The following is a 19,352-nucleotide window of genomic DNA, read 5'->3' on the forward strand; positions in this document are numbered from 1 at the left end:
GATTAGAACTTGTAAGTAACAGCTACGTAGTGACCTACACCTGAAGTGCGACCAGCAAAACCGCCATCTTCTAGACCGTAAACAGTTTCGTAAGCTTTTAGGCCGTAACCAACTGCGTAACGATCAGAGTGCCAGTAGATACCGTTGAACATAGCACCGCCGCTGCTTTCTGCGCTGTATTCATCTTTCATACCAAATTGCCAATCGATGTAACCTTGGTAAGAGATGAATGAACCGTTCTCGAAGAAGTAGAAAGGTTTGAACCAGTTAGTCGAGATTTGGAAGCCGTTCCAGTCTTTTTGGTTTGAATCGTAGTTACCGTAAAGGTTTAGACCGATTTTACCTAACCAAGGAACCATTACGTCAGAACCTAGACCAATTTTTTGTTGGTTTACACCAAAAGTTGTATCAGTTGTGTTCACACCGTCCCAAGTAATTTCAGAAGCTACGTATAGCTCTTGAACTGGACCGAAAGATAGGTCTTTACCTGTTAGGCCATCAATAGACATACGAGGTGCAAACTTCATGAACATCTTAGCTTCAGCATCAGCTTTGTCGCTACCTGGATCAGACGTTAGGTTGAATACATCAACGTAGCCGTAAAGATCGAAGATACCAGAGCGGCCGCCGAATTCCATTTCAAGGTAATCGTGGTTTGAGTTTCCTGGTTTCTCGTTGAACGCACCCATCAGGTTGAACTGAAGCCACTTGTAGTCGTTTTTGTGGATGTCGCCGTCTGAGTAGTCTGCTGCCATTGCTGGAGCTGCCGTAGCTGCTAAAAGACCAAGAGTTAAAAGTGATTTACGCATAATGGAACTCTCTCTGTTAAAAATAAGTAACTCGCTAATCCATGCGTGTTAGTGATGTCCGAATGCCGAGCATGATAGCGATTTTGCTCTCAATTAAAAGTGAGAATGGATGCAAACTAGAAATAAAATGGTGACTTTGGTCACACAAATGATCTAAATGAGGGAACTTTAAGAGTGTAGTGCAACTCGATGCTGTCTGGTTTTTATTGATTTAGCGATTGCTGCACATTTTATAGATGAATTGAATAATTGATGTACGAAGCAAACGTTTTTGCAGTTTTGGGTGATCTAAATCTTGTTATCAACATAAATGGTATAAAATGAATTGACACTAGATATTTGATTGTAAATCGGCTCACACATGGGTATAAGTAATACAAATTGGTTGAGTGAAAACAAAAAAAGAGAGCCAATTGACTCTCTTTTATGATTGTGAGTTTTACTTACTACTATTTTTGATGACGTGCTTCTTCAAGTAAGCGAGCGAAGAAGTGTCTTAGAGAGTAGAGCATCAATAAACTTGGTATCACCATTAGTGCGGTGATAATAAAGAACAGCGACCAATCGTTAAGGTAATCGACCAGCTCCCCACTAAAGGAGGCTAACGTTGTGCGTCCGAAGTTCCCGAGTGATGCTAAAAGAGCGTATTGTGTTGCCGAGAAGGCTTGTCCAGTTAGCAAGGTTAAAAACGAAACAAACGCAACCGTCGAGAAAGCCGTTGTGAAGTTGTCGACAATAATCGTTGCGAGGAATAGAGTTTCGCTCGGCCCTGTTTTAGCAATCCATGCGAACATTAGGTTACTGCCCGCCATTGCAATACCGCCGATCATTAGCCCTCGCACAATGCCAAACTTCACATTGAAGATACTGCCTAGCAAAGTGAAGAAAATTGTAGCGCCCCAACCAATCAATTTAGAGTAATGACCGATCTGTTCATTACTAAAGCCAATCTCTTTATAGAAGGTGATCGACATACGCCCCAAGAAGGCTTCACCAATCTTAAACAGGAACACAAATAACAGTAGAGTGATGGCCACTTGTACGCCATTGCGCTTGAAGAAATCATAAAAGGGTTCAATCACGGTTACGGTAAACCACGCCACGAGTTTAGAGTCGACTACTTTAGTATGGCGCTGTTGAGCTTGTTGCTGTAGTCGTTCTCGTTCTGTTTTCGGTTCGCCGACCAGTAGAGTGAATAGCATTAAGACGACGACGACACCGGCCATACCATAATAGACACCATTCCAACCGATGGCGTCAGCGTTGATGAATGCGAGATACCCTGGTAAGGAATACCCTGTCCACCAACCGACTACGGCCATTGCAGAGGCTTGTGGGAGTTTCGATGCTTCGGATTTTGGGAAGGTATCAATACGAAACGCATCGATGGCGATATCTTGAGTTGCCGATGCAATCGCAATAGCCAGCGCTAACATTGAGGTAAAAGCCAAATTGTCAGCGGGGTTCACACCAGCGATGAATAAGGTGCCGATCAATACAATGGTTTGACAGAAGAAAATCCAGCTACGGCGTTGGCCTAGTATTGCATGAAGAACAGGCAATTTGACGCGGTCGACTAATGGTGCCCACAAGAAATTGATCGCGTAGACAGCAAATACACTACCGAAGTAACCAATCGCAGCACGAGTCAATCCGGCATCTTTGAGCCAGCCTGACATGTTTGAGCCTATCAACACCCACGGAAAACCACTGGAACAGCCCAACATAAACACCCAAAGTAGACGCTTATCTAAATAGCTACGGAAGGTTTGCATCCATGAAAGAGAGGAAGAGCCTGATGACATAGGGCGTCCTTGTATAGAAAAACGCCCTTAATGAACTAAGGGCGTGAGAAGAGGTTATTTGATGACTTTGACGGCTGTAATCACAATTGGGTCAACTGGGATATCAGACATGCGGCCTACTCGCTTAGTTGGAATAGTCGCCATTTTCTGAACGACATCGAAGCCTTCTGTTACTTCACCGAATACTGCGTAGCCTGGGTTACCAGCGCCAGCGTTTAGGAAAGTGTTGTCAGAATAGTTAATGAAGAACTGACGAGTTGCCGAGTGTGGTGCATTAGTGCGTGCCATCGCAATCGTTGCTGTTTTGTTTTGCAGACCATTGCTGCCTTCATTCTTGATTGGCGCATAAGTCGGTAGACGATTCATCTCTTCATCAAAACCACCGCCTTGAGCCATGAAGCCCGGAATCACTCGGTGGAATTGACTGCCAACATAGCTACCATCTTCAACGTATTTTAAGAAGTTTTCCGAGCTGATTGGCGCTTGCTCTTCATTGAGTTCGATGGTGAAGTTGCCGAGTGTAGTTTCAACTGCCACTTTTGGGCCAGCCCAAACGCTCGCACTTAGCATCGCTAAGGTAATAGACGTTAGAATACGACCCATTAGAAACGCTCCTTCATGTAAGTTTGCAGTTCTTGGTCGTTTGCGATTTCAGTTAGAACTAGATTGATAACATCGTTCAGAACCAGTGCAATATCTTCATTTGAAGCGCTCAATGCGCCAGTGCGAACTGCGGTACCATTAAAGGTTTTAACCAGCTTGCCTTCTGGTGTTTCAGCTGTTACCTCAAGTGTCACTTTACCATCCATTTGGTTTTCCATGATGGTGTGCTTTACAGTAACCAAGGCTTCTTGGATTTCAAGGACAACCGAGTTTTCACTATTTACGCTTGCTCGGAAGCCCTGTGACTCTAGTTGTTGAGCTAATACGTTCTCTAAAGAAATACGCATGTTCTGTTTAGCGTGAATAGGTTGAATGTTGGAACGGCCGCTATCCACGAGGGCGACATACTGTGCCGCGCGTACATCTTTACTGCTCAGAGTGTAGGTTTTGCCTTGTACTAGGTTGCTATTACTGAGAGAAGCTTCAGGAGCAAGGTTGATCTGCTCTTGTTGAGGCGCAGAACACGCCGTCAAAGCCATAATAGAAGCTGCTAAAATCAGTTTTTTCATTCCTATATCCTTTCTAATTCCACACGAGACGCACGGCACTTTTCCCGTACGCGCAATACCACAGCTACTTATTAAAGTTAGCGGGTTCTCTTGTTGCTTGTAATATCTCAAATTTTTGGTTCAATTCAAGCGTTTCGACGTTCGCCTTGCCAAATAATCTCGCTAACTTTACATCGTATCCGAGGTGTCGGTTGCCAATAACAATTAATTTGCCCCCGTTGCTAAGAACATGCTTTGCATCACAAAACATCTGCCATGCGATATGGTCGGTGATCGCTTGCTGTTGATGGAAGGGAGGATTACACAGAACCAAGTAGGTGCTGTTCTTCTTGAATCCATCTAAGCAGTTATTGGCGATGAATTGGAAGTTACCTTCGTCTCCGATGTTTTCTTGGATGTTCTGTCTAGCGGATTCTACGGCCATAAAGCTTTCATCAACGCAGGTAATACGAGCCTGTGGGTTCAGTTGTGCCGCTTTAACACTTAGCACGCCGTTACCACAACCTAGGTCGATAATATGGCGAAGCTCTGGATCTTGCGGGATGTGCTCAAGCATATAGCGAGCGCCCTGATCGAGTGCTTCTCCTGAGTAAACATTCGGTAAATTTTTCAGGCGGATATCTTCGCCGTCTACATCCCACTCAACGAACGGTTCAACCTTATGAACAGGCTGGCAGTTTGGTGATGAGAAGACTAAGCGGTGTTTTTTCTTCGCTAATGAGGTTTTGGTTTCACCAAGGTATTTTTCGAACAGATTGAGAGTAGAGGTATGAATCTCTTTGACTTTATTGACACCAATCACTTGGCATCCTTCAGGAAGAGCCTGACGCAATTGACTCAACTGCCACACTAAATGACGATTGGTTTTTGGCAGCTGCATTAATACCAGGTCAACGCCAACCGGGATGTCGTCCATGGTATTGAGAAATTGAACGCGATTACATTGGTTACGTTGTAGATTTTTTAGCGCGCCGCGATGAGAGATGTAAGAGTCACTCATCATGGTCACGTCGTGATCTTGTGAAAACCAAGCAGACAGTGCGCCGAAATGATCGTTAAGAATCAGGATGTGTTTTCCCGGTTCAAGGTTCATCTCTTCGACGTGATTAATAAGGTATTCATCACCAGCATCCCACGCCTGTAGGGTTTCACTAGAGCGTTTAGGGAAACGATGTAGAATCAGGGTTCTGTCGTGTAGGGTAAGTTCGGTTTTCATTACTTAGATACTTATGTGAGAAATAACCGCGACATTCTCTCAAAAGCAGACTAAACAAGATAGAAAAAACTCTACATTCCTATGCGTGTCATGTATTAAAGAGTCAGACAGTCACCCGCTTTGGGTTTATACTGTTTTGATAGTGAATAATAAGAGTCCGATTAAGGAATCATGATGATCCAAGAAGTCATTGAAACGAAACTGCACAATGAGTTTGAGCCAACACATCTCAACGTCGTGAATGAAAGCTACATGCACAATGTTCCAGCAGGTTCTGAAAGCCATTTTAAAGTGGTTGTTGTGAGCGATGCATTTGAAGGTTTGCGTTTGATTGCACGTCACCGAGCGGTTAATCAAGTGCTTGCTGAAGAGTTAGCAAATCATATCCATGCGCTCTCTATTCATACTTATACAAAAGATGAATGGCAGAAGCAGTTTGATAGTGTGCCAGATAGCCCAATGTGCATGGGTGGCAGTAAGTCATAAAATAGACAGATAAACAAAAGGATGGCATTAGCCGCCTTTTTTGTCGCCAAATCTATCGGTTTTTCGTTGTTATATTGACCAAGTTGATGTCACGTTGAACGATTCAAAATACCCATAATTAGTAATGTTTTTATTAACAGTGTTTCAACAAAATCTGAAAAATATTAGTTTGTGACAGAGTGTTAATCTCTTGTTTAAAACGCTATTGAAATGCCTTTTTATCTGTGCGGCTCGTCAAAATTATTCATATTTAAGAGTCCATATGCTTCAATTCTCACCAAATATAGCCCTTATTCAAGTTATTGGTCATGGCATCAAGACGTCAAAAAATGCTAGAATACGGCACCTGATAAATCTCACCTCATTTTTGTGATGAGTTTATTAAGATAATGTTGCGATTTTGGTGCCTTATTTTTACCAAAACCGGACACTCTAATGTCGTGTCTAAGGGCGTATAAAAACCGTCCTGAATTTACGCAATTAAAAGAATCTTTTTCCCGATAAAGTAGTGCAAGTGCGTATGATTACAATAAAGAAGGGCTTGGATCTTCCTATTGCAGGAACTCCATCCCAGGTGATTAATGATGGTAAGTCCATCACTAAAGTCGCCTTGCTTGGCGAAGAGTACGTTGGTATGCGTCCTACGATGCATGCTCGCGTTGGTGACGAAGTGAAGAAAGGCCAAGTTCTTTTTGCAGATAAAAAGAACCCAGGTGTTGTATTTACTTCTCCAGCAAGCGGTAAAGTTATTGAAGTGAACCGTGGTGCTAAGCGTGTTCTTCAATCAGTAGTGATTGAAGTAGCAGGCAATGAGCAAATCACGTTCAATAACTATGAAGCTAACCAACTAGCAGGTCTAGACCGTGATGCGGTTAAGACTCAGCTTGTTGAGTCTGGCGCATGGACCGCTCTGCGTACTCGTCCGTTCAGCAAGGTTCCAGCTGTTGATTCTGAAACTCAGGCTATTTTCGTAACTGCTATGGATACGAACCCTCTAGCTGCTGAGCCAGAATTGATCATTAACGAGCAGTCTGAAGCGTTCGTTGCTGGTTTAGATATTCTTTCAACTCTAACGAGCGGCAAGGTTTACGTTTGTAAAAAAGGCACTAGCCTACCTCGTTCGTCTCAGTCTAATGTTGAAGAACATGTTTTCGATGGCCCACACCCTGCAGGTCTTGCAGGTACGCATATGCATTACCTATATCCGGTAAATGCACAAAACGTAGCGTGGAGCATTAACTATCAAGACGTTATCGCGTTCGGTAAGCTTTTCCTAACTGGTGAAATTTACACAGATCGCGTTGTTTCTCTGGCTGGTCCAGTAGTAAACAACCCACGTCTAGTTCGTACTCAACTTGGTGCTAGCCTTGATGAGCTTACGGACAGCGAGTTGATGCCAGGTGAAGTTCGTGTGATCTCTGGTTCAGTACTAACTGGTACTCAAGCAACAGGTCCTCACGCTTACCTTGGTCGTTACCATCAACAAGTTTCTGTTCTACGTGAAGGTCGTGATAAAGAGCTGTTTGGCTGGGCTATGCCTGGTAAGAACAAGTTCTCTGTTACTCGTTCATTCCTTGGTCACCTGTTCAAAGGTCAGTTGTTCAACATGACAACGACAACGAACGGTAGTGATCGCTCAATGGTTCCAATCGGTAACTACGAGCGCGTAATGCCTCTAGATATGGAACCTACTCTGCTGCTTCGTGATCTATGTGCAGGCGACGTTGATAGTGCTCAAGCACTAGGTGCGCTAGAGCTAGATGAAGAAGATGTAGCATTGTGTACCTTTGTATGTCCAGGCAAATACGAGTACGGTCAACTACTTCGTGAATGCCTAGATACGATTGAGAAGGAAGGGTAATTTTCATGGGCCTTAAAAAGTTTCTTGAAGACATCGAGCATCATTTTGAGCCAGGTGGTAAACACGAGAAGTGGTTCGCGCTTTACGAAGCAGCGGCAACTGTGTTCTACACGCCAGGTCTTATTACAAAGAAGAGCTCGCATGTTCGTGATAGCGTTGACCTAAAACGTATCATGATTATGGTTTGGTTCGCGGTATTCCCAGCTATGTTCTGGGGTATGTACAACGCGGGTGGCCAAGCTATCGCTGCACTTAACCACATGTACGCAGGCGCTGAACTAGCATCTGTAATCGATGGTAACTGGCACTACTGGCTGACTCAAATGCTGGGCGCTTCCTTGGGAGCCGATGCAGGTGTTGGCAGTAAAATGCTGCTAGGTGCGACTTACTTCCTACCTATCTACGCAACGGTATTTATCGTTGGTGGTTTCTGGGAAGTTCTATTCTGTATGGTGCGTAAGCACGAAGTTAACGAAGGCTTCTTTGTAACTTCTATCCTATTCGCACTTATCGTTCCGCCAACACTTCCTCTATGGCAAGCGGCACTAGGTATTACCTTCGGTGTTGTAGTTGCTAAAGAGATCTTCGGTGGTACGGGTCGTAACTTCCTTAACCCTGCACTTGCTGGCCGTGCGTTCCTATTCTTTGCATACCCTGCACAGATTTCTGGTGACGTGGTATGGACTGCAGCTGATGGTTTCTCTGGTGCAACTGCGCTTAGCCAATGGGCTCAAGGCGGCGGTAGCGCTCTAGTGAACACTGTATCTGGTGAAGCAATCACTTGGATGGATGCGTTCATTGGTAACATCCCAGGTTCTATCGGTGAAGTATCGACTCTAGCACTTATGATTGGTGCTGCGATGATCGTATACATGCGTATAGCTTCATGGCGTATCATTGCTGGTGTAATGATCGGTATGATCGCTGTGTCTACGCTGTTCAACGTGATCGGTTCTGACACTAATGCAATGTTCAGCATGCCTTGGCACTGGCACCTAGTTCTAGGTGGCTTCGCATTCGGTATGTTCTTCATGGCAACAGACCCAGTATCAGCATCATTTACAAACAAAGGTAAGTGGTGGTACGGCATCCTAATCGGCGCAATGTGTGTAATGATCCGTGTTGTTAACCCGGCATACCCAGAAGGCATGATGCTTGCGATCCTATTCGCAAACCTATTTGCTCCTCTGTTTGACCACGTTGTAATCGAGAAGAACATTAAGCGGAGACTAGCTCGCTATGGCAAGTAATAACGATAGCATTAAAAAGACGCTGTTTGTTGTTATCGCATTGAGCCTAGTGTGCTCAATCATCGTTTCAACAGCTGCAGTTGTTCTTAAACCTAAGCAACAAGCTAACGCAGTTCTTGATCAGCAAACTAAGATCCTAGAAGTTGCAGGCATCGACCTAGCAGGCGACATTCCTGCGTTATACGCAGAGAACATCGAACCTCGTCTAGTTGATTTCGCTACTGGTGATTTCGTTGACGGCGATGCAGCTGCATACGACCAACGTAAAGCGGCAAAAGATCCAGCTCAGTCTATCAAGCTTTCAGCTGAAGAAGACGTAGCTAAGATCCTTCGTCGTGCTAACACTGGTACGGTTTACCTAGTTAAATCTGGTGAAGAAACGACTAAAGTTATCATCCCTGTTCACGGTAACGGCCTATGGTCAATGATGTACGCATTCGTTGCGGTAGAGACTGATGGCAACACAGTTTCTGGCATCACGTACTACGAGCAAGGTGAAACTCCAGGACTTGGTGGTGAAGTTGAGAACCCAACATGGCGTGCTCAATTCGTTGGTAAGAAACTATTCGACGAAAACCACAAGCCAGCTATCCAAGTTGTAAAAGGTGGCGCTCCTGAAGGTTCTGAGCACGGTGTTGATGGCCTTTCTGGTGCAACACTAACTAGCGTTGGTGTTCAACATACATTTGACTTCTGGTTAGGTGAAATGGGCTTTGGTCCGTTCCTAGCAAAAGTTCGTGACGGAGGTCTGAACTAATGTCTAGTGCAAAAGATATTAAAAAGAGCATCTTAGCGCCAGTATTGGACAACAACCCAATCGCGCTACAGGTTCTTGGTGTGTGTTCTGCTCTTGCGGTAACCACTAAACTAGAAACAGCATTTGTTATGACTATCGCGGTAATGTTTGTTACTGCTCTGTCTAACTTCTCTGTATCTCTAATCCGTAACCACATTCCTAACAGTGTGCGTATCATCGTTCAGATGGCGATCATCGCATCACTAGTAATCGTGGTAGACCAAGTGCTTAAAGCATACCTATACGATATCTCTAAGCAGCTATCTGTATTCGTAGGCCTAATCATTACTAACTGTATTGTAATGGGTCGTGCTGAAGCATTCGCAATGAAGTCTGAGCCAATCCCATCTCTAATCGATGGTCTTGGTAACGGTCTTGGTTACGGTTTCGTTCTTATCACTGTAGGTTTCTTCCGTGAGCTACTTGGCTCAGGCAAACTATTTGGTATGGAAGTACTACCTCTAGTGAGCAACGGTGGTTGGTATCAGCCAAATGGCTTGATGCTTCTAGCACCTTCTGCATTCTTCCTAATCGGCTTCTTGATTTGGGCGATTCGTACGTTCAAGCCAGAGCAAGTAGAAGCGAAGGGGTAAGGTAGTCATGGAACATTATATTAGTCTGCTAGTTAAATCGATTTTCATCGAAAACATGGCGCTTTCTTTCTTCCTAGGTATGTGTACATTCCTAGCAGTATCTAAGAAAGTTAAAACTTCTTTTGGTCTTGGTGTTGCGGTAGTTGTAGTACTTACAATCGCTGTACCTGTAAACAACCTTGTTTACACGCACATTCTAAAAGAGAACGCGCTTGTTGAAGGTGTCGATTTAAGTTTCCTTAACTTCATCGCATTCATCGGTGTTATCGCGGCACTTGTACAAATCCTAGAGATGGTTCTTGACCGTTTCTTCCCACCTTTGTACAACGCGCTAGGTATCTTCCTACCACTGATCACAGTTAACTGTGCAATCTTTGGTGGTGTATCTTTCATGGTAACGCGTGACTACAACTTCGCAGAATCTGTTGTATACGGCTTCGGTTCTGGTGTGGGTTGGATGTTAGCTATCGTTGCACTTGCGGGTATCCGTGAGAAGATGAAGTACTCTGACGTACCTCCTGGTCTTCGTGGTCTTGGTATCACGTTCATCAGTGTTGGTCTAATGGCGTTAGGCTTTATGTCTTTCTCTGGTGTTCAACTGTAGGGTAAGCACCCAGAAATAAGGAATAACAAATGCAAAGCATTATTCTTGGTGTAGCGATGTTTACCATCATTGTACTTGCACTGGTTTTAGTGATTCTTTTCGCTAAATCTAAGCTTGTACCTACAGGTGACATCACTATCGCTGTAAACGATGACCCATCTCTAGCAATTACGACGCAACCGGGCGGTAAACTGCTTGGTGCTCTAGCTGGCGCTGGAGTATTCGTATCTTCTGCTTGTGGTGGCGGTGGCTCTTGTGGTCAGTGTCGCGTAAAAGTTAAATCAGGCGGTGGCGACATCCTTCCAACTGAGCTTGACCACATTACTAAAGGTGAAGCTCGCGAAGGTGAACGTCTTGCATGTCAAGTTGCTATGAAAACTGACATGGATATCGAACTTCCTGAAGAGATCTTCGGTGTGAAGAAGTGGGAATGTGAAGTTATCTCTAACGATAACAAAGCAACCTTCATCAAAGAGCTTAAGCTGCAAATCCCTGATGGCGAATCAGTACCTTTCCGTGCTGGTGGTTACATTCAGATTGAAGCACCTGCTCACCACATCAAATACTCTGATTTCGATGTACCAGAAGAGTACCGCGAAGACTGGGACAAGTTTAACCTGTTCCGTTACGAGTCTAAGGTTGATGAAGATATCATCCGTGCATACTCAATGGCTAACTACCCAGAAGAACACGGTATTATTATGCTGAACGTGCGTATCGCTACGCCGCCGCCTAATAATCCTGATGTTGCACCTGGTCAAATGTCATCGTTCATCTGGTCTCTTAAAGAAGGCGACAAGTGTACTATCTCTGGTCCATTTGGTGAGTTCTTCGCGAAAGACACAGACAACGAAATGGTATTCGTTGGTGGTGGTGCTGGTATGGCACCAATGCGTTCACACATCTTCGATCAGCTTAAGCGTCTTAACTCAACTCGTAAGATGTCTTTCTGGTACGGTGCACGTTCTAAGCGTGAGATGTTCTACGTAGAAGACTTCGACGGCCTACAAGCTGAAAACGATAACTTCGTTTGGCACTGTGCTCTGTCTGATCCAATGCCAGAAGATAACTGGGATGGTTACACAGGCTTCATCCACAACGTACTGTACGAAAACTACCTGAAGGATCATGAAGCTCCTGAAGATTGTGAGTACTACATGTGTGGTCCACCGATGATGAACGCGGCTGTTATCGGCATGCTGAAAGATCTTGGTGTAGAAGATGAGAACATCCTTCTAGATGACTTCGGTGGTTAATCCACTTAAGTGACTGATATTATGGCTGGCTCTTAGGAGTCAGCCATTTGTTTTTCTGAGCGGTGTTCACCATACAACGGCTTATATAAGAAAGCATAACGAGTAAATGTCTGGATATTATTCTTTCTTATATAAATCACTAACAATTATGGGAGTAAGCAAGTGAGAATTTGGCTTGTTGCATTAACTTCTCTACTGTTTCTAGCGGGCTGCGAAAAGCCACGAGAGCAGGTACATTTGAACGGCCCAACCATGGGCACGAGCTACAATATTAAGTACATCAATAGTGATGAGTTTCTAGCGTCGGATAAGGTACACGCAGAGATCGATCGTCTACTTGAAGAAGTGAACGATCAAATGTCTACTTACCGTAAAGATTCAGAACTAAGCCGCTTCAACCAGTATGAAGGCGGTGATGCGTTTGAGGTATCTGAACAAACCGCATTGGTTGTGAAAGAAGCGATTCGTTTGAACGGTCTAACTGAAGGTGCATTGGATGTAACGGTAGGGCCGTTGGTTAACCTTTGGGGTTTTGGTCCTGAAGCCCGCCCAGAAGTGGTTCCAACGGATGAAGAGTTAGCAGCGCGTAAACAAAAAATTGGTATCCACCACCTTAGTGTAGAGGGTAATAAGCTAACCAAAGATCTCCCTAAGCTATACGTTGACCTATCAACGATCGCTAAAGGCTGGGGCGTGGATGTTTTGGCTGATTACCTAGACTCTATTGGTATTCACAACTACATGGTTGAAGTAGGTGGTGAAATTCGTCTTAAAGGCCTAAACCGTGAAAATGTGGGCTGGCGCATCGCGATTGAAAAGCCAAGCGTTGAAGAGCGTACCATTCAAGAGATCATTGAGCCGGGTGATATGGCTATTGCCACATCGGGTGATTACAGAAACTATTTTGAGCGTGATGGTGTTCGTTACTCGCACATTATCAACCCAGAAACCGGTAAACCTATTCATCATAAAGTGGTGTCAGTGACCGTATTAGACCCGTCTTCAATGACTGCAGATGGCTTATCTACTGGCCTTATGGTCTTAGGTGAGGTAAAAGGTATGGAAATCGCGAATCAGCATAATATCCCAGCATTTATGGTGGTTAAAACAGCCGATGGCTTTAAAGAGATCGCTTCTGAAGCGTTCAAGCCATACTTAAAGAAATAAGGTAGCGAGAGCAATATGAATACATTTATTATTACATTTGGCGTTTTTCTAGCCGTTATCGCAGCAATGTCGATTGGCTACATCATCCAGAAGAAGGTAGTAAAAGGTAGCTGTGGCGGCCTTGGTGCTGTTGGTATCGATAAGGTATGTAACTGTCCTGAACCTTGTGATGCACGTAAGAAGCGTGAAGCTCGTGAAGCTTACCGTGCCGAGAAGTTAGCTGAACGTGATGAGAAACTAGCGGCATGGGAAAAAGACCGTATCGCTTAATCAGATTCTTCTGATAAAAGAAAAGCTCAAGGGAAATCTTGAGCTTTTTTGTTTTTGCGTAGCTGTTGCTACTGTTTGGTTAATATATTGCCACGATAGAAAGAGCCACTAAGCATTAATGAGTTCTTGGTTGTGTCTTTCGAATACAAGTTGATTTCGACCTTGCTCTTTTGCTCTGTATAACAGTTCATCCGCCGCTTTAATCTGGCTATCCAGGTCGGATTCAATATTGGTAACGCCAATACTCATGGTCACGTTAATTTGCTGCTCGTCATGAGTAATGGTCTGCTGTTCAATCGCAATTCTCATTTTTTCTAAGCGTACAACGAAGTCTCTATATGAGCCACAAGCTTGAATGCAGAACTCTTCCCCGCCAAATCGTACAGCGACATCGTCTTTGAAGAACGACTTGATGGTCTGTCCTACAGCAATCAGTACCGCGTCGCCGCCGTCGTGACCGTAGGTATCATTGACCTTTTTAAAGAAGTCGATATCCATCATCGCTATGTTTCGCTTTTCACAACCCTTACATGCTTGATTAAACAAGAATCGGCGGTTCCATAACCCAGTAAGTGCGTCTTCATTAGCGTGACGGAACAGTTCATTGTTCGCTTCTTTCATGTCCAGTAGTTGGTGAATACGACAGAAGAACTCTTCTTGATTGAATGGCTTATAAAGGAAGTCGTTAGCGCCCGCTTTTAAGAACTGAGCGGTTAGCGTGCGATCATCGCTGGCTGATAGCCCTAAGATAGCCAGATCGTTGCGTGTATAATGCTGGCGAATCTCACGAATCATAGTGATGCCGTCTTTGTTTGGCATGTCATGATCGGTGACGATAAACGTAATATCAGGATCGTTGTGTAACAGGGCTAGCCCTTGCTCACCATCGACAGCTTGAACGGTCTGAATGTATTGATGCTCTAGGAGTTGCACAATGTAACGACGTACGACCGAAGAGTCATCGACAACCAATGCTTTGTGATTTTTGTTGTTGGTAATACGTTGAATCAAAGGCAGCAAATACGTCACTGACGCCATACTGTCTTTCAGAATGTAATCAATCACACCTTTAGCAAGCACCTGTTCACGCAAAGCGTCGCTGAACATTGCCGTCAGTACGATGATTTTTTGTTGGTAACCAAGAACCAAGTCAACAATTTCACCGTCCTGTCCATCCGGCAGGCAGTAGTCTAACACCGCGCACAGAAAGTCCGTTTCTTGTTCGAGTATCTCTTTGGCCTGTTGCACAGACTCGGCCAGCGTGACTGTATAACCGGCATTAGTGAGTTGTTGATGAAGGTAGTTTCTAAAGGCTCGACTGTCTTCAACGACTAGTATTTTTTCAGTCAAAAGCGTTCCCTACTTATCGAGTAAATACTTTTTAACCATATTACCAGAAGTGTTAACAAGTCACTAAGCGAAAGATGACTTATTCAATGATCGCTTTGTTCTCAGAGAATAAATGATTATACTGTTTATTAATACAGTGTTTGGCGAGTGTTTTGGTCATGTGTGGTTCTGATAAAGAGAGAGTTCGGAAAATAATCCATGTTGATATGGACTGTTTTTACGCAGCTGTCGAAATGCGTGATAACCCATCTTATCGAAATCGTCCTTTGGCTGTCGGAGGGCACGAGAAGCAACGCGGTGTGCTCAGTACTTGTAATTATGAGGCGCGTAAGTTTGGTATTCGTTCGGCGATGCCAACGGCTAAGGCGCTGCAACTGTGTCCAAACTTGCTCGTGGTGCCAGGTCGAATGCAGGTATACAAAGATATCTCGAAACAGATTCGAGCTATCTTTTTACGCTACACACCCTTGATTGAGCCATTGTCTCTCGATGAAGCCTTTCTTGATGTGACTGATTCCGAGCAGTGCTATGGCTCGGCCACCCTTATTGCAGAGGCTATCCGCCGCGATATCTGGAATGAACTACAGCTAACGGCATCCGCTGGTGTTGCTCCGATTAAGTTCTTGGCCAAGGTTGCATCGGATATGAATAAGCCTAATGGGCAGTTTGTGATCCCACCTCAAGATGTTCAAAGCGTGATAGATGAGTTGCCACTGGAGAAGATTCCTGGCGTTGGTAAGGTAAGTATCGAGAAGCTACATCAAGCGGGTTTTTATACCTGCAAGGATATTAAAGAAGCCGATTACCGCGCATTGCTGACTCAGTTTGGCCGACAAGGGGCATCCCTTTGGAAGAGAAGCCATGGTATTGATGAGCGTGAAGTGGTGGTCGAGCGAGAGAGAAAGTCCGTCGGGGTAGAGCGTACCTTCACTGAAAACATCTCGACTTACCAAGAGTGCTGGAAGGTGATTGAAGAGCGCTTATTCCCAGAATTGGAAGCAAGACTTGAGAAAGCGAGCCCGACGAAGTCCATCACCAAACAAGGCATTAAACTCAAGTTTGCAGATTTCCAGCAGACAACCATTGAACACATTCATACGTCGTTAGATTTAGAGCACTTCAAAGAGCTGTTGAGTGAGATCTTAAAGCGTCAGCAAGGGCGTGAGATTCGTTTGCTTGGGTTGAGCGTGATGTTGCAACCTAGAGATCAGATGCGCCAATTAAGCTTCTTCTAATCAGAAGAAGCCCAGTTGCGTCTATTGTTGTTATCTTGGCGTCTGTTGAACTAGGGCAAGAGTATCGCGGAAAGGGTGTTGCTCAAGCTTGCCATACCCCATCATTTTGCTGGCTTTAAGTTTGGTTGACAATGGCGTTGCAATCCCAGATAGAAAGCGAGTAATTGCCTCGTCAGTTACCCATTGTGGGCTGCTACTGATGAATTCATTAATCCAAGCTTGAAGGTCACTCTCGTCAACGGCTTCCAAAGGTACATTAGGCAGTTGTGCAATGGTTCCACGACAAGCAGAGCAATGGCCACACTCTTGTGGTGCATTCATGTCACCAAAGTAGTTTGCAAGTTTGGAACTCAGGCAGCTGCTTGATTCAAAGAACTCCAGCATGTAATTGAGGCGGCCAATTTCGTTGTCCTCTTTCTGTTTAAACAGTGCCGATAGGCGTTTAGCCACTTGATTCGGATCTTCGCTGGTGTTGTGTACTGCATATACATCGGTGATCTGTTTGCTTTCCAGTTCAATCCAACCTTGCTCATAAAAGTAGTCGATCGCTGCAACCACGCGCTGTCTGTCGGCTTGAAAGTGCGTCCACAGTGCATCGAAGTCCACTTGGCACCAAACACGAGCTTGCGGCGAGCATTGGAAAATCGACTCAACAAACGCACGGCGCTCACCCTGAAATTGGTCGATGATCTGTGGTTTTGGTCGTACAAATTTGAATTTGTAATCAGCAAAGAAGCTGTATTTAGGCTCAATAATGCCCTCGATCTCTAGGTATACCAGCAAGGTTTTCAATGGCAGCTGACGAATATTGGATTCGCGTGAGAGCTGATTGAGCATGATTTCCCACTGAGTGGCGTAGGTATTACCAGAAGGCTGACAGGCGTATATCTCTTGTAGCACAGTTTGAATCGCGATGTTGTCAGGTGTATCGCCAAAGACAAAGTTCTCTAGCGTGCTAAGACCGTGTTTATTGGCAAGTAATATACACTCAGAATGTTGACCGTCACGACCAGCACGCCCAATCTCTTGGGAGTAGTTCTCTATCGACTTAGGCAGATCAAAGTGAATCACTCGGCGGATATTCGACTTATCGACACCCATACCAAAGGCGATGGTAGCGACGATGCAGTTGATTTCATCATTCATAAACTGCTGCTGAATCGCATCACGGTTCTCCGGCTTGAGGCCCGCATGGTAAGCAACGGCGTTAATGCCAACATTTCTAAGAGCTTGAGCGACATTTTCTGCCGTTTGCTGAAGCGTCACATAGACAATAGTCGGTGATTGCGGCGCTTGATTGACCACGTTACATAGCGTTTCTAACTTTGTCTCTTGCTCACAAGGCTGTATCGCTAAGTCCAAGTTTTTACGATAAAAGCCCGTTACAACCACGCTCTCCGGAGCAATATTGAATTTACTCTGCATGTCTTGAATGACGCCCGTCGTTGCTGTTGCGGTCAGTAATAGAACTTGAGGGATATTAAGCTGTTTTTGATAGTGGGGTAGCTTGAGGTAGTCCGGTCTGAAGTTGTGACCCCATTCTGAGATACAGTGCGCCTCATCAACCACCAAAAGTGAGATAGGTACTTGTGATATGAACTGTCTAAAACGCTCGTTCTTTAGGCGTTCAACCGAGATCATTAAAATCTTGGTTTCACCATTACGAACAGACTGCATCACTTGTTGGGTGGTTTGTCTGTCTTGGCTCGACTCGATGGCCGCAGCAGCAATCCCTTTACTGTGAAGAAAACTTAACTGGTCTTTCATTAGCGCAAGTAACGGAGAGATCACCAGTGTAAGGTGAGGCAACTCTAGAGCGGGTAGCTGATAGCAGAGAGATTTTCCTGACCCAGTCGGAAAAATGGCCGCTGCTGATTGGCCTGCTAAAACATTATCAATAACTTGCTTCTGTCCGTGACGCAGTGAGTCGAATCCAAAGACCTGTTTTAGCTTCTGTTCTATCATAAATGTGCCCAGTTTAATCTGTGTGGTGTGCTGCTAAGCCTGTTCAAGGGCAGAGAAACTTCAGTTTCAAAGCGCTTGCACCAGATTGTACCTAATTCTATTCTGTAGCTCCTAAAGAAAAGCACTTCAAAAGTATGAATAAATCCGAGCTTAGACAAATAATCCTTCAACAACTTGAATCTCGACTTGCGATTGCTCAGTCAGCAACGCAACGTGCGATTGATGCGGCAACGGATGAAGAGACCGTACCAGAACATAAGTACGATACTCTGGCTCTAGAGGCATCGTATCTTGCACATGGCCAAGCCGTAAGGGTTCAGGAGTGTGAAGAAGATATTCAATGTTACCGTGAGTTGGTTTTGAGAGAGAGTGAGCGCGTCGCGATGAGCAGCTTTCTTTCTGTTATTGATGAACAAGATCAGGTTAAGTATTTCTTTATTGGGCCAAGGGTCGGCGGTTTGTCGGTGGAGTGGGATGGTAAAGATGTCGCGATATTGACACCAAACGCTCCCTTAGGTGCCGCTTTGATGGGGAAGGAGCTCGGTGATGAAGTGGAGTTCAGCGTCTCAGACAGCCATTTTATCTATGAAATTGTGTCGGTTTGTTAACTTCTAAACCTTTCCATGACATTGAGTGAATCACTCAATGTATAGTTAGTACAGCAATGTATGTGAGGATGTTATGAAAAAGAGCGTATTAATTGCATCACTATCTATGGTGTTAGTTGCGGCGAGTGTTCCAGCGTATGCGGCTCAGTGCCGCGTAGACCTCAAAAATGAATTGAGAATTGACCAGCAGACGGTTGAGATCCACCAGACCAATGGCGACACGGCAGTGCTCGACGGCAATGACCTCTATATTCATGGTGAAAAGGTCGAACTCGATACGGATCAGCAAGCAGCGATCGAGCGTTACCGAGAAAGCATGAGTGAATACTTACCTCAAGCCAAGGCAATGGCTAAAGAGGGATTGGCACTGGCGAACGATGTTATCGACGATATTGCGGTAAGTTTGGACGCACCAGAGGCGTTTGATAACGTGAAGAAATCAATGAGAGACTTCTTTGCTGAAATGGAAGCTCGTTACTACAAAGACGGCGATTTAGTTCTTCCGGCAGAGAGCTTTGAATCGATGGCCAATGGTTGGAGCGAAGATTTCGACAAGGCGATGGAGATCTTTAATGAAGAGTTTATCTCAAGCGCTTTCAATGCGATGTCTGAAAAAATGAAGCAAGAGGGCGGTCTGAATTTAACTGAGATGGCAGACAGCATGTCTGAACTGAAGTTGAAAATCGAAGAGCGTTTTAAAGAGCACTCACAACAGGTAGAGAAAGAAGCGGAAGCATTCTGCGACTCACTGGATGAGATGGCTGAACAAGAGAAATCTTTGCATGAGAAGATCCCGAATTTGAAAGACTACCAAGTGTTTACTATCTAACACGCGTTGGTAATAAATTGAACGATTGACTGGGCACCTTGCGTGTCCTTTTTTATGCCTGCTATTCGGAAATGTAACTT

Annotated in this window: 19 protein-coding genes; 12 read left to right on the plus strand and 7 right to left on the minus strand. The window is 44.7% G+C overall.

Annotated elements, in window-relative coordinates; genetic code table 11:
• Window positions 1-2 precede the first annotated feature (2 nt).
• The 5 genes from L1D60_RS18690 to L1D60_RS18710 all read right to left on the minus strand — a co-directional run bounded on the left by L1D60_RS18690 (window position 3) and on the right by L1D60_RS18710 (window position 5,002).
• Window positions 3-809 carry an outer membrane protein OmpK gene (locus tag L1D60_RS18690; RefSeq protein WP_239842423.1) on the minus strand — a complete coding sequence of 269 codons (807 nt, stop codon included), beginning with the start codon at window positions 807-809 and terminating at the stop codon, window positions 3-5.
• A gap of 449 nt (window positions 810-1,258) precedes the next feature.
• Window positions 1,259-2,614, minus strand: coding sequence for an MFS transporter (locus tag L1D60_RS18695; protein WP_239842424.1), 1,356 nt, complete (start codon window positions 2,612-2,614; stop codon window positions 1,259-1,261).
• A 54-nt stretch (window positions 2,615-2,668) separates the two neighbouring features.
• The gene (locus tag L1D60_RS18700; RefSeq protein ID WP_150871279.1) at window positions 2,669-3,217 is read right to left on the minus strand and encodes a peptidylprolyl isomerase; all 549 of its coding nucleotides are present in this window, start codon (window positions 3,215-3,217) and stop codon (window positions 2,669-2,671) included.
• Window positions 3,217-3,786, minus strand: a complete 570-nt coding sequence (locus L1D60_RS18705) for a YajG family lipoprotein (protein ID WP_032551417.1) — start codon at window positions 3,784-3,786, stop codon at window positions 3,217-3,219. Before L1D60_RS18705 ends, L1D60_RS18700 begins: the two co-directional genes overlap by 1 nt.
• A 64-nt stretch (window positions 3,787-3,850) precedes the next feature.
• Window positions 3,851-5,002, minus strand: a complete 1,152-nt coding sequence (locus L1D60_RS18710) for a methyltransferase (RefSeq protein ID WP_239842425.1) — start codon at window positions 5,000-5,002, stop codon at window positions 3,851-3,853.
• 174 nt (window positions 5,003-5,176) lie between these two features.
• On the opposite strand from L1D60_RS18710, the gene bolA reads away from it, so the two are divergent.
• From bolA to nqrM, 9 genes are all read left to right on the plus strand, one after another.
• A complete protein-coding gene (gene bolA / locus L1D60_RS18715; RefSeq protein WP_239842426.1) occupies window positions 5,177-5,488 on the plus strand; it encodes a transcriptional regulator BolA in 312 nt (103 codons plus the stop codon).
• 520 nt (window positions 5,489-6,008) lie between these two features.
• Entirely contained in the window at window positions 6,009-7,349 is a 1,341-nt protein-coding gene (locus tag L1D60_RS18720; protein WP_239842427.1) for a Na(+)-translocating NADH-quinone reductase subunit A, read from the plus strand.
• Between the two features lie 5 nt (window positions 7,350-7,354).
• Entirely contained in the window at window positions 7,355-8,599 is a 1,245-nt protein-coding gene (locus L1D60_RS18725; protein WP_032551421.1) for an NADH:ubiquinone reductase (Na(+)-transporting) subunit B, read from the plus strand.
• Window positions 8,589-9,356, plus strand: coding sequence for a Na(+)-translocating NADH-quinone reductase subunit C (locus tag L1D60_RS18730; protein WP_032551422.1), 768 nt, complete (start codon window positions 8,589-8,591; stop codon window positions 9,354-9,356). Before L1D60_RS18725 ends, L1D60_RS18730 begins: the two co-directional genes overlap by 11 nt.
• A complete protein-coding gene (locus L1D60_RS18735) occupies window positions 9,356-9,988 on the plus strand; it encodes an NADH:ubiquinone reductase (Na(+)-transporting) subunit D (protein ID WP_032551423.1) in 633 nt (210 codons plus the stop codon). Before L1D60_RS18730 ends, L1D60_RS18735 begins: the two co-directional genes overlap by 1 nt.
• A gap of 7 nt (window positions 9,989-9,995) precedes the next feature.
• A complete protein-coding gene (gene nqrE / locus L1D60_RS18740) occupies window positions 9,996-10,592 on the plus strand; it encodes an NADH:ubiquinone reductase (Na(+)-transporting) subunit E (RefSeq protein ID WP_032551424.1) in 597 nt (198 codons plus the stop codon).
• A 29-nt stretch (window positions 10,593-10,621) separates the two neighbouring features.
• Window positions 10,622-11,848 (plus strand): NADH:ubiquinone reductase (Na(+)-transporting) subunit F, encoded by a 1,227-nt coding sequence (nqrF, locus tag L1D60_RS18745; RefSeq protein ID WP_239842428.1) that lies wholly within the window; start codon window positions 10,622-10,624, stop codon window positions 11,846-11,848.
• Between the two features lie 162 nt (window positions 11,849-12,010).
• A complete protein-coding gene (locus L1D60_RS18750; RefSeq protein ID WP_239842429.1) occupies window positions 12,011-13,015 on the plus strand; it encodes an FAD:protein FMN transferase in 1,005 nt (334 codons plus the stop codon).
• Window positions 13,016-13,030: 15 nt separating this feature from the next.
• Window positions 13,031-13,285 (plus strand): (Na+)-NQR maturation NqrM, encoded by a 255-nt coding sequence (nqrM, locus tag L1D60_RS18755; RefSeq protein ID WP_239842430.1) that lies wholly within the window; start codon window positions 13,031-13,033, stop codon window positions 13,283-13,285.
• A gap of 108 nt (window positions 13,286-13,393) precedes the next feature.
• Here the strand turns inward: nqrM and L1D60_RS18760 are convergent, their stop codons facing one another.
• Entirely contained in the window at window positions 13,394-14,635 is a 1,242-nt protein-coding gene (locus L1D60_RS18760; protein ID WP_239842431.1) for a diguanylate cyclase, read from the minus strand.
• Window positions 14,636-14,793: 158 nt separating this feature from the next.
• On the opposite strand from L1D60_RS18760, the gene dinB reads away from it, so the two are divergent.
• The gene (gene dinB / locus L1D60_RS18765) at window positions 14,794-15,870 is read left to right on the plus strand and encodes a DNA polymerase IV (RefSeq protein WP_239842432.1); all 1,077 of its coding nucleotides are present in this window, start codon (window positions 14,794-14,796) and stop codon (window positions 15,868-15,870) included.
• A gap of 30 nt (window positions 15,871-15,900) precedes the next feature.
• On the opposite strand, the gene L1D60_RS18770 is transcribed toward dinB, so the two are convergent.
• Window positions 15,901-17,835 carry a RecQ family ATP-dependent DNA helicase gene (locus tag L1D60_RS18770; protein WP_239842433.1) on the minus strand — a complete coding sequence of 645 codons (1,935 nt, stop codon included), beginning with the start codon at window positions 17,833-17,835 and terminating at the stop codon, window positions 15,901-15,903.
• 134 nt (window positions 17,836-17,969) lie between these two features.
• Between L1D60_RS18770 and L1D60_RS18775 the strand changes: the two genes are divergently transcribed.
• Entirely contained in the window at window positions 17,970-18,443 is a 474-nt protein-coding gene (locus L1D60_RS18775; RefSeq protein ID WP_239842434.1) for a GreA/GreB family elongation factor, read from the plus strand.
• A gap of 73 nt (window positions 18,444-18,516) precedes the next feature.
• The gene (locus L1D60_RS18780) at window positions 18,517-19,272 is read left to right on the plus strand and encodes a YggN family protein (protein ID WP_239842435.1); all 756 of its coding nucleotides are present in this window, start codon (window positions 18,517-18,519) and stop codon (window positions 19,270-19,272) included.
• Window positions 19,273-19,352: the final 80 nt, after the last annotated feature.

Source organism: Vibrio sp. Isolate30 (assembly GCF_022397975.1).
In the GTDB taxonomy this organism is placed as follows: domain Bacteria; phylum Pseudomonadota; class Gammaproteobacteria; order Enterobacterales; family Vibrionaceae; genus Vibrio; species Vibrio fortis.

Bases quoted from the DNA above. Each gene is read 5' to 3' on its own strand.
- L1D60_RS18690 (WP_239842423.1), bottom strand. From the start codon at position 809: ATGCGTAAATCACTTTTAACTCTTGGTCTTTTAGCAGCTACGGCAGCT.
- L1D60_RS18695 (WP_239842424.1), bottom strand. From the start codon at position 2,614: ATGTCATCAGGCTCTTCCTCTCTTTCATGGATGCAAACCTTCCGTAGC.
- L1D60_RS18700 (WP_150871279.1), bottom strand. From the start codon at position 3,217: ATGGGTCGTATTCTAACGTCTATTACCTTAGCGATGCTAAGTGCGAGC.
- L1D60_RS18705 (WP_032551417.1), bottom strand. From the start codon at position 3,786: ATGAAAAAACTGATTTTAGCAGCTTCTATTATGGCTTTGACGGCGTGT.
- L1D60_RS18710 (WP_239842425.1), bottom strand. From the start codon at position 5,002: ATGAAAACCGAACTTACCCTACACGACAGAACCCTGATTCTACATCGT.
- bolA (WP_239842426.1), top strand. From the start codon at position 5,177: ATGATCCAAGAAGTCATTGAAACGAAACTGCACAATGAGTTTGAGCCA.
- L1D60_RS18720 (WP_239842427.1), top strand. From the start codon at position 6,009: ATGATTACAATAAAGAAGGGCTTGGATCTTCCTATTGCAGGAACTCCA.
- L1D60_RS18725 (WP_032551421.1), top strand. From the start codon at position 7,355: ATGGGCCTTAAAAAGTTTCTTGAAGACATCGAGCATCATTTTGAGCCA.
- L1D60_RS18730 (WP_032551422.1), top strand. From the start codon at position 8,589: ATGGCAAGTAATAACGATAGCATTAAAAAGACGCTGTTTGTTGTTATC.
- L1D60_RS18735 (WP_032551423.1), top strand. From the start codon at position 9,356: ATGTCTAGTGCAAAAGATATTAAAAAGAGCATCTTAGCGCCAGTATTG.
- nqrE (WP_032551424.1), top strand. From the start codon at position 9,996: ATGGAACATTATATTAGTCTGCTAGTTAAATCGATTTTCATCGAAAAC.
- nqrF (WP_239842428.1), top strand. From the start codon at position 10,622: ATGCAAAGCATTATTCTTGGTGTAGCGATGTTTACCATCATTGTACTT.
- nqrM (WP_239842430.1), top strand. From the start codon at position 13,031: ATGAATACATTTATTATTACATTTGGCGTTTTTCTAGCCGTTATCGCA.
- dinB (WP_239842432.1), top strand. From the start codon at position 14,794: ATGTGTGGTTCTGATAAAGAGAGAGTTCGGAAAATAATCCATGTTGAT.
- L1D60_RS18770 (WP_239842433.1), bottom strand. From the start codon at position 17,835: ATGATAGAACAGAAGCTAAAACAGGTCTTTGGATTCGACTCACTGCGT.
- L1D60_RS18775 (WP_239842434.1), top strand. From the start codon at position 17,970: ATGAATAAATCCGAGCTTAGACAAATAATCCTTCAACAACTTGAATCT.
- L1D60_RS18780 (WP_239842435.1), top strand. From the start codon at position 18,517: ATGAAAAAGAGCGTATTAATTGCATCACTATCTATGGTGTTAGTTGCG.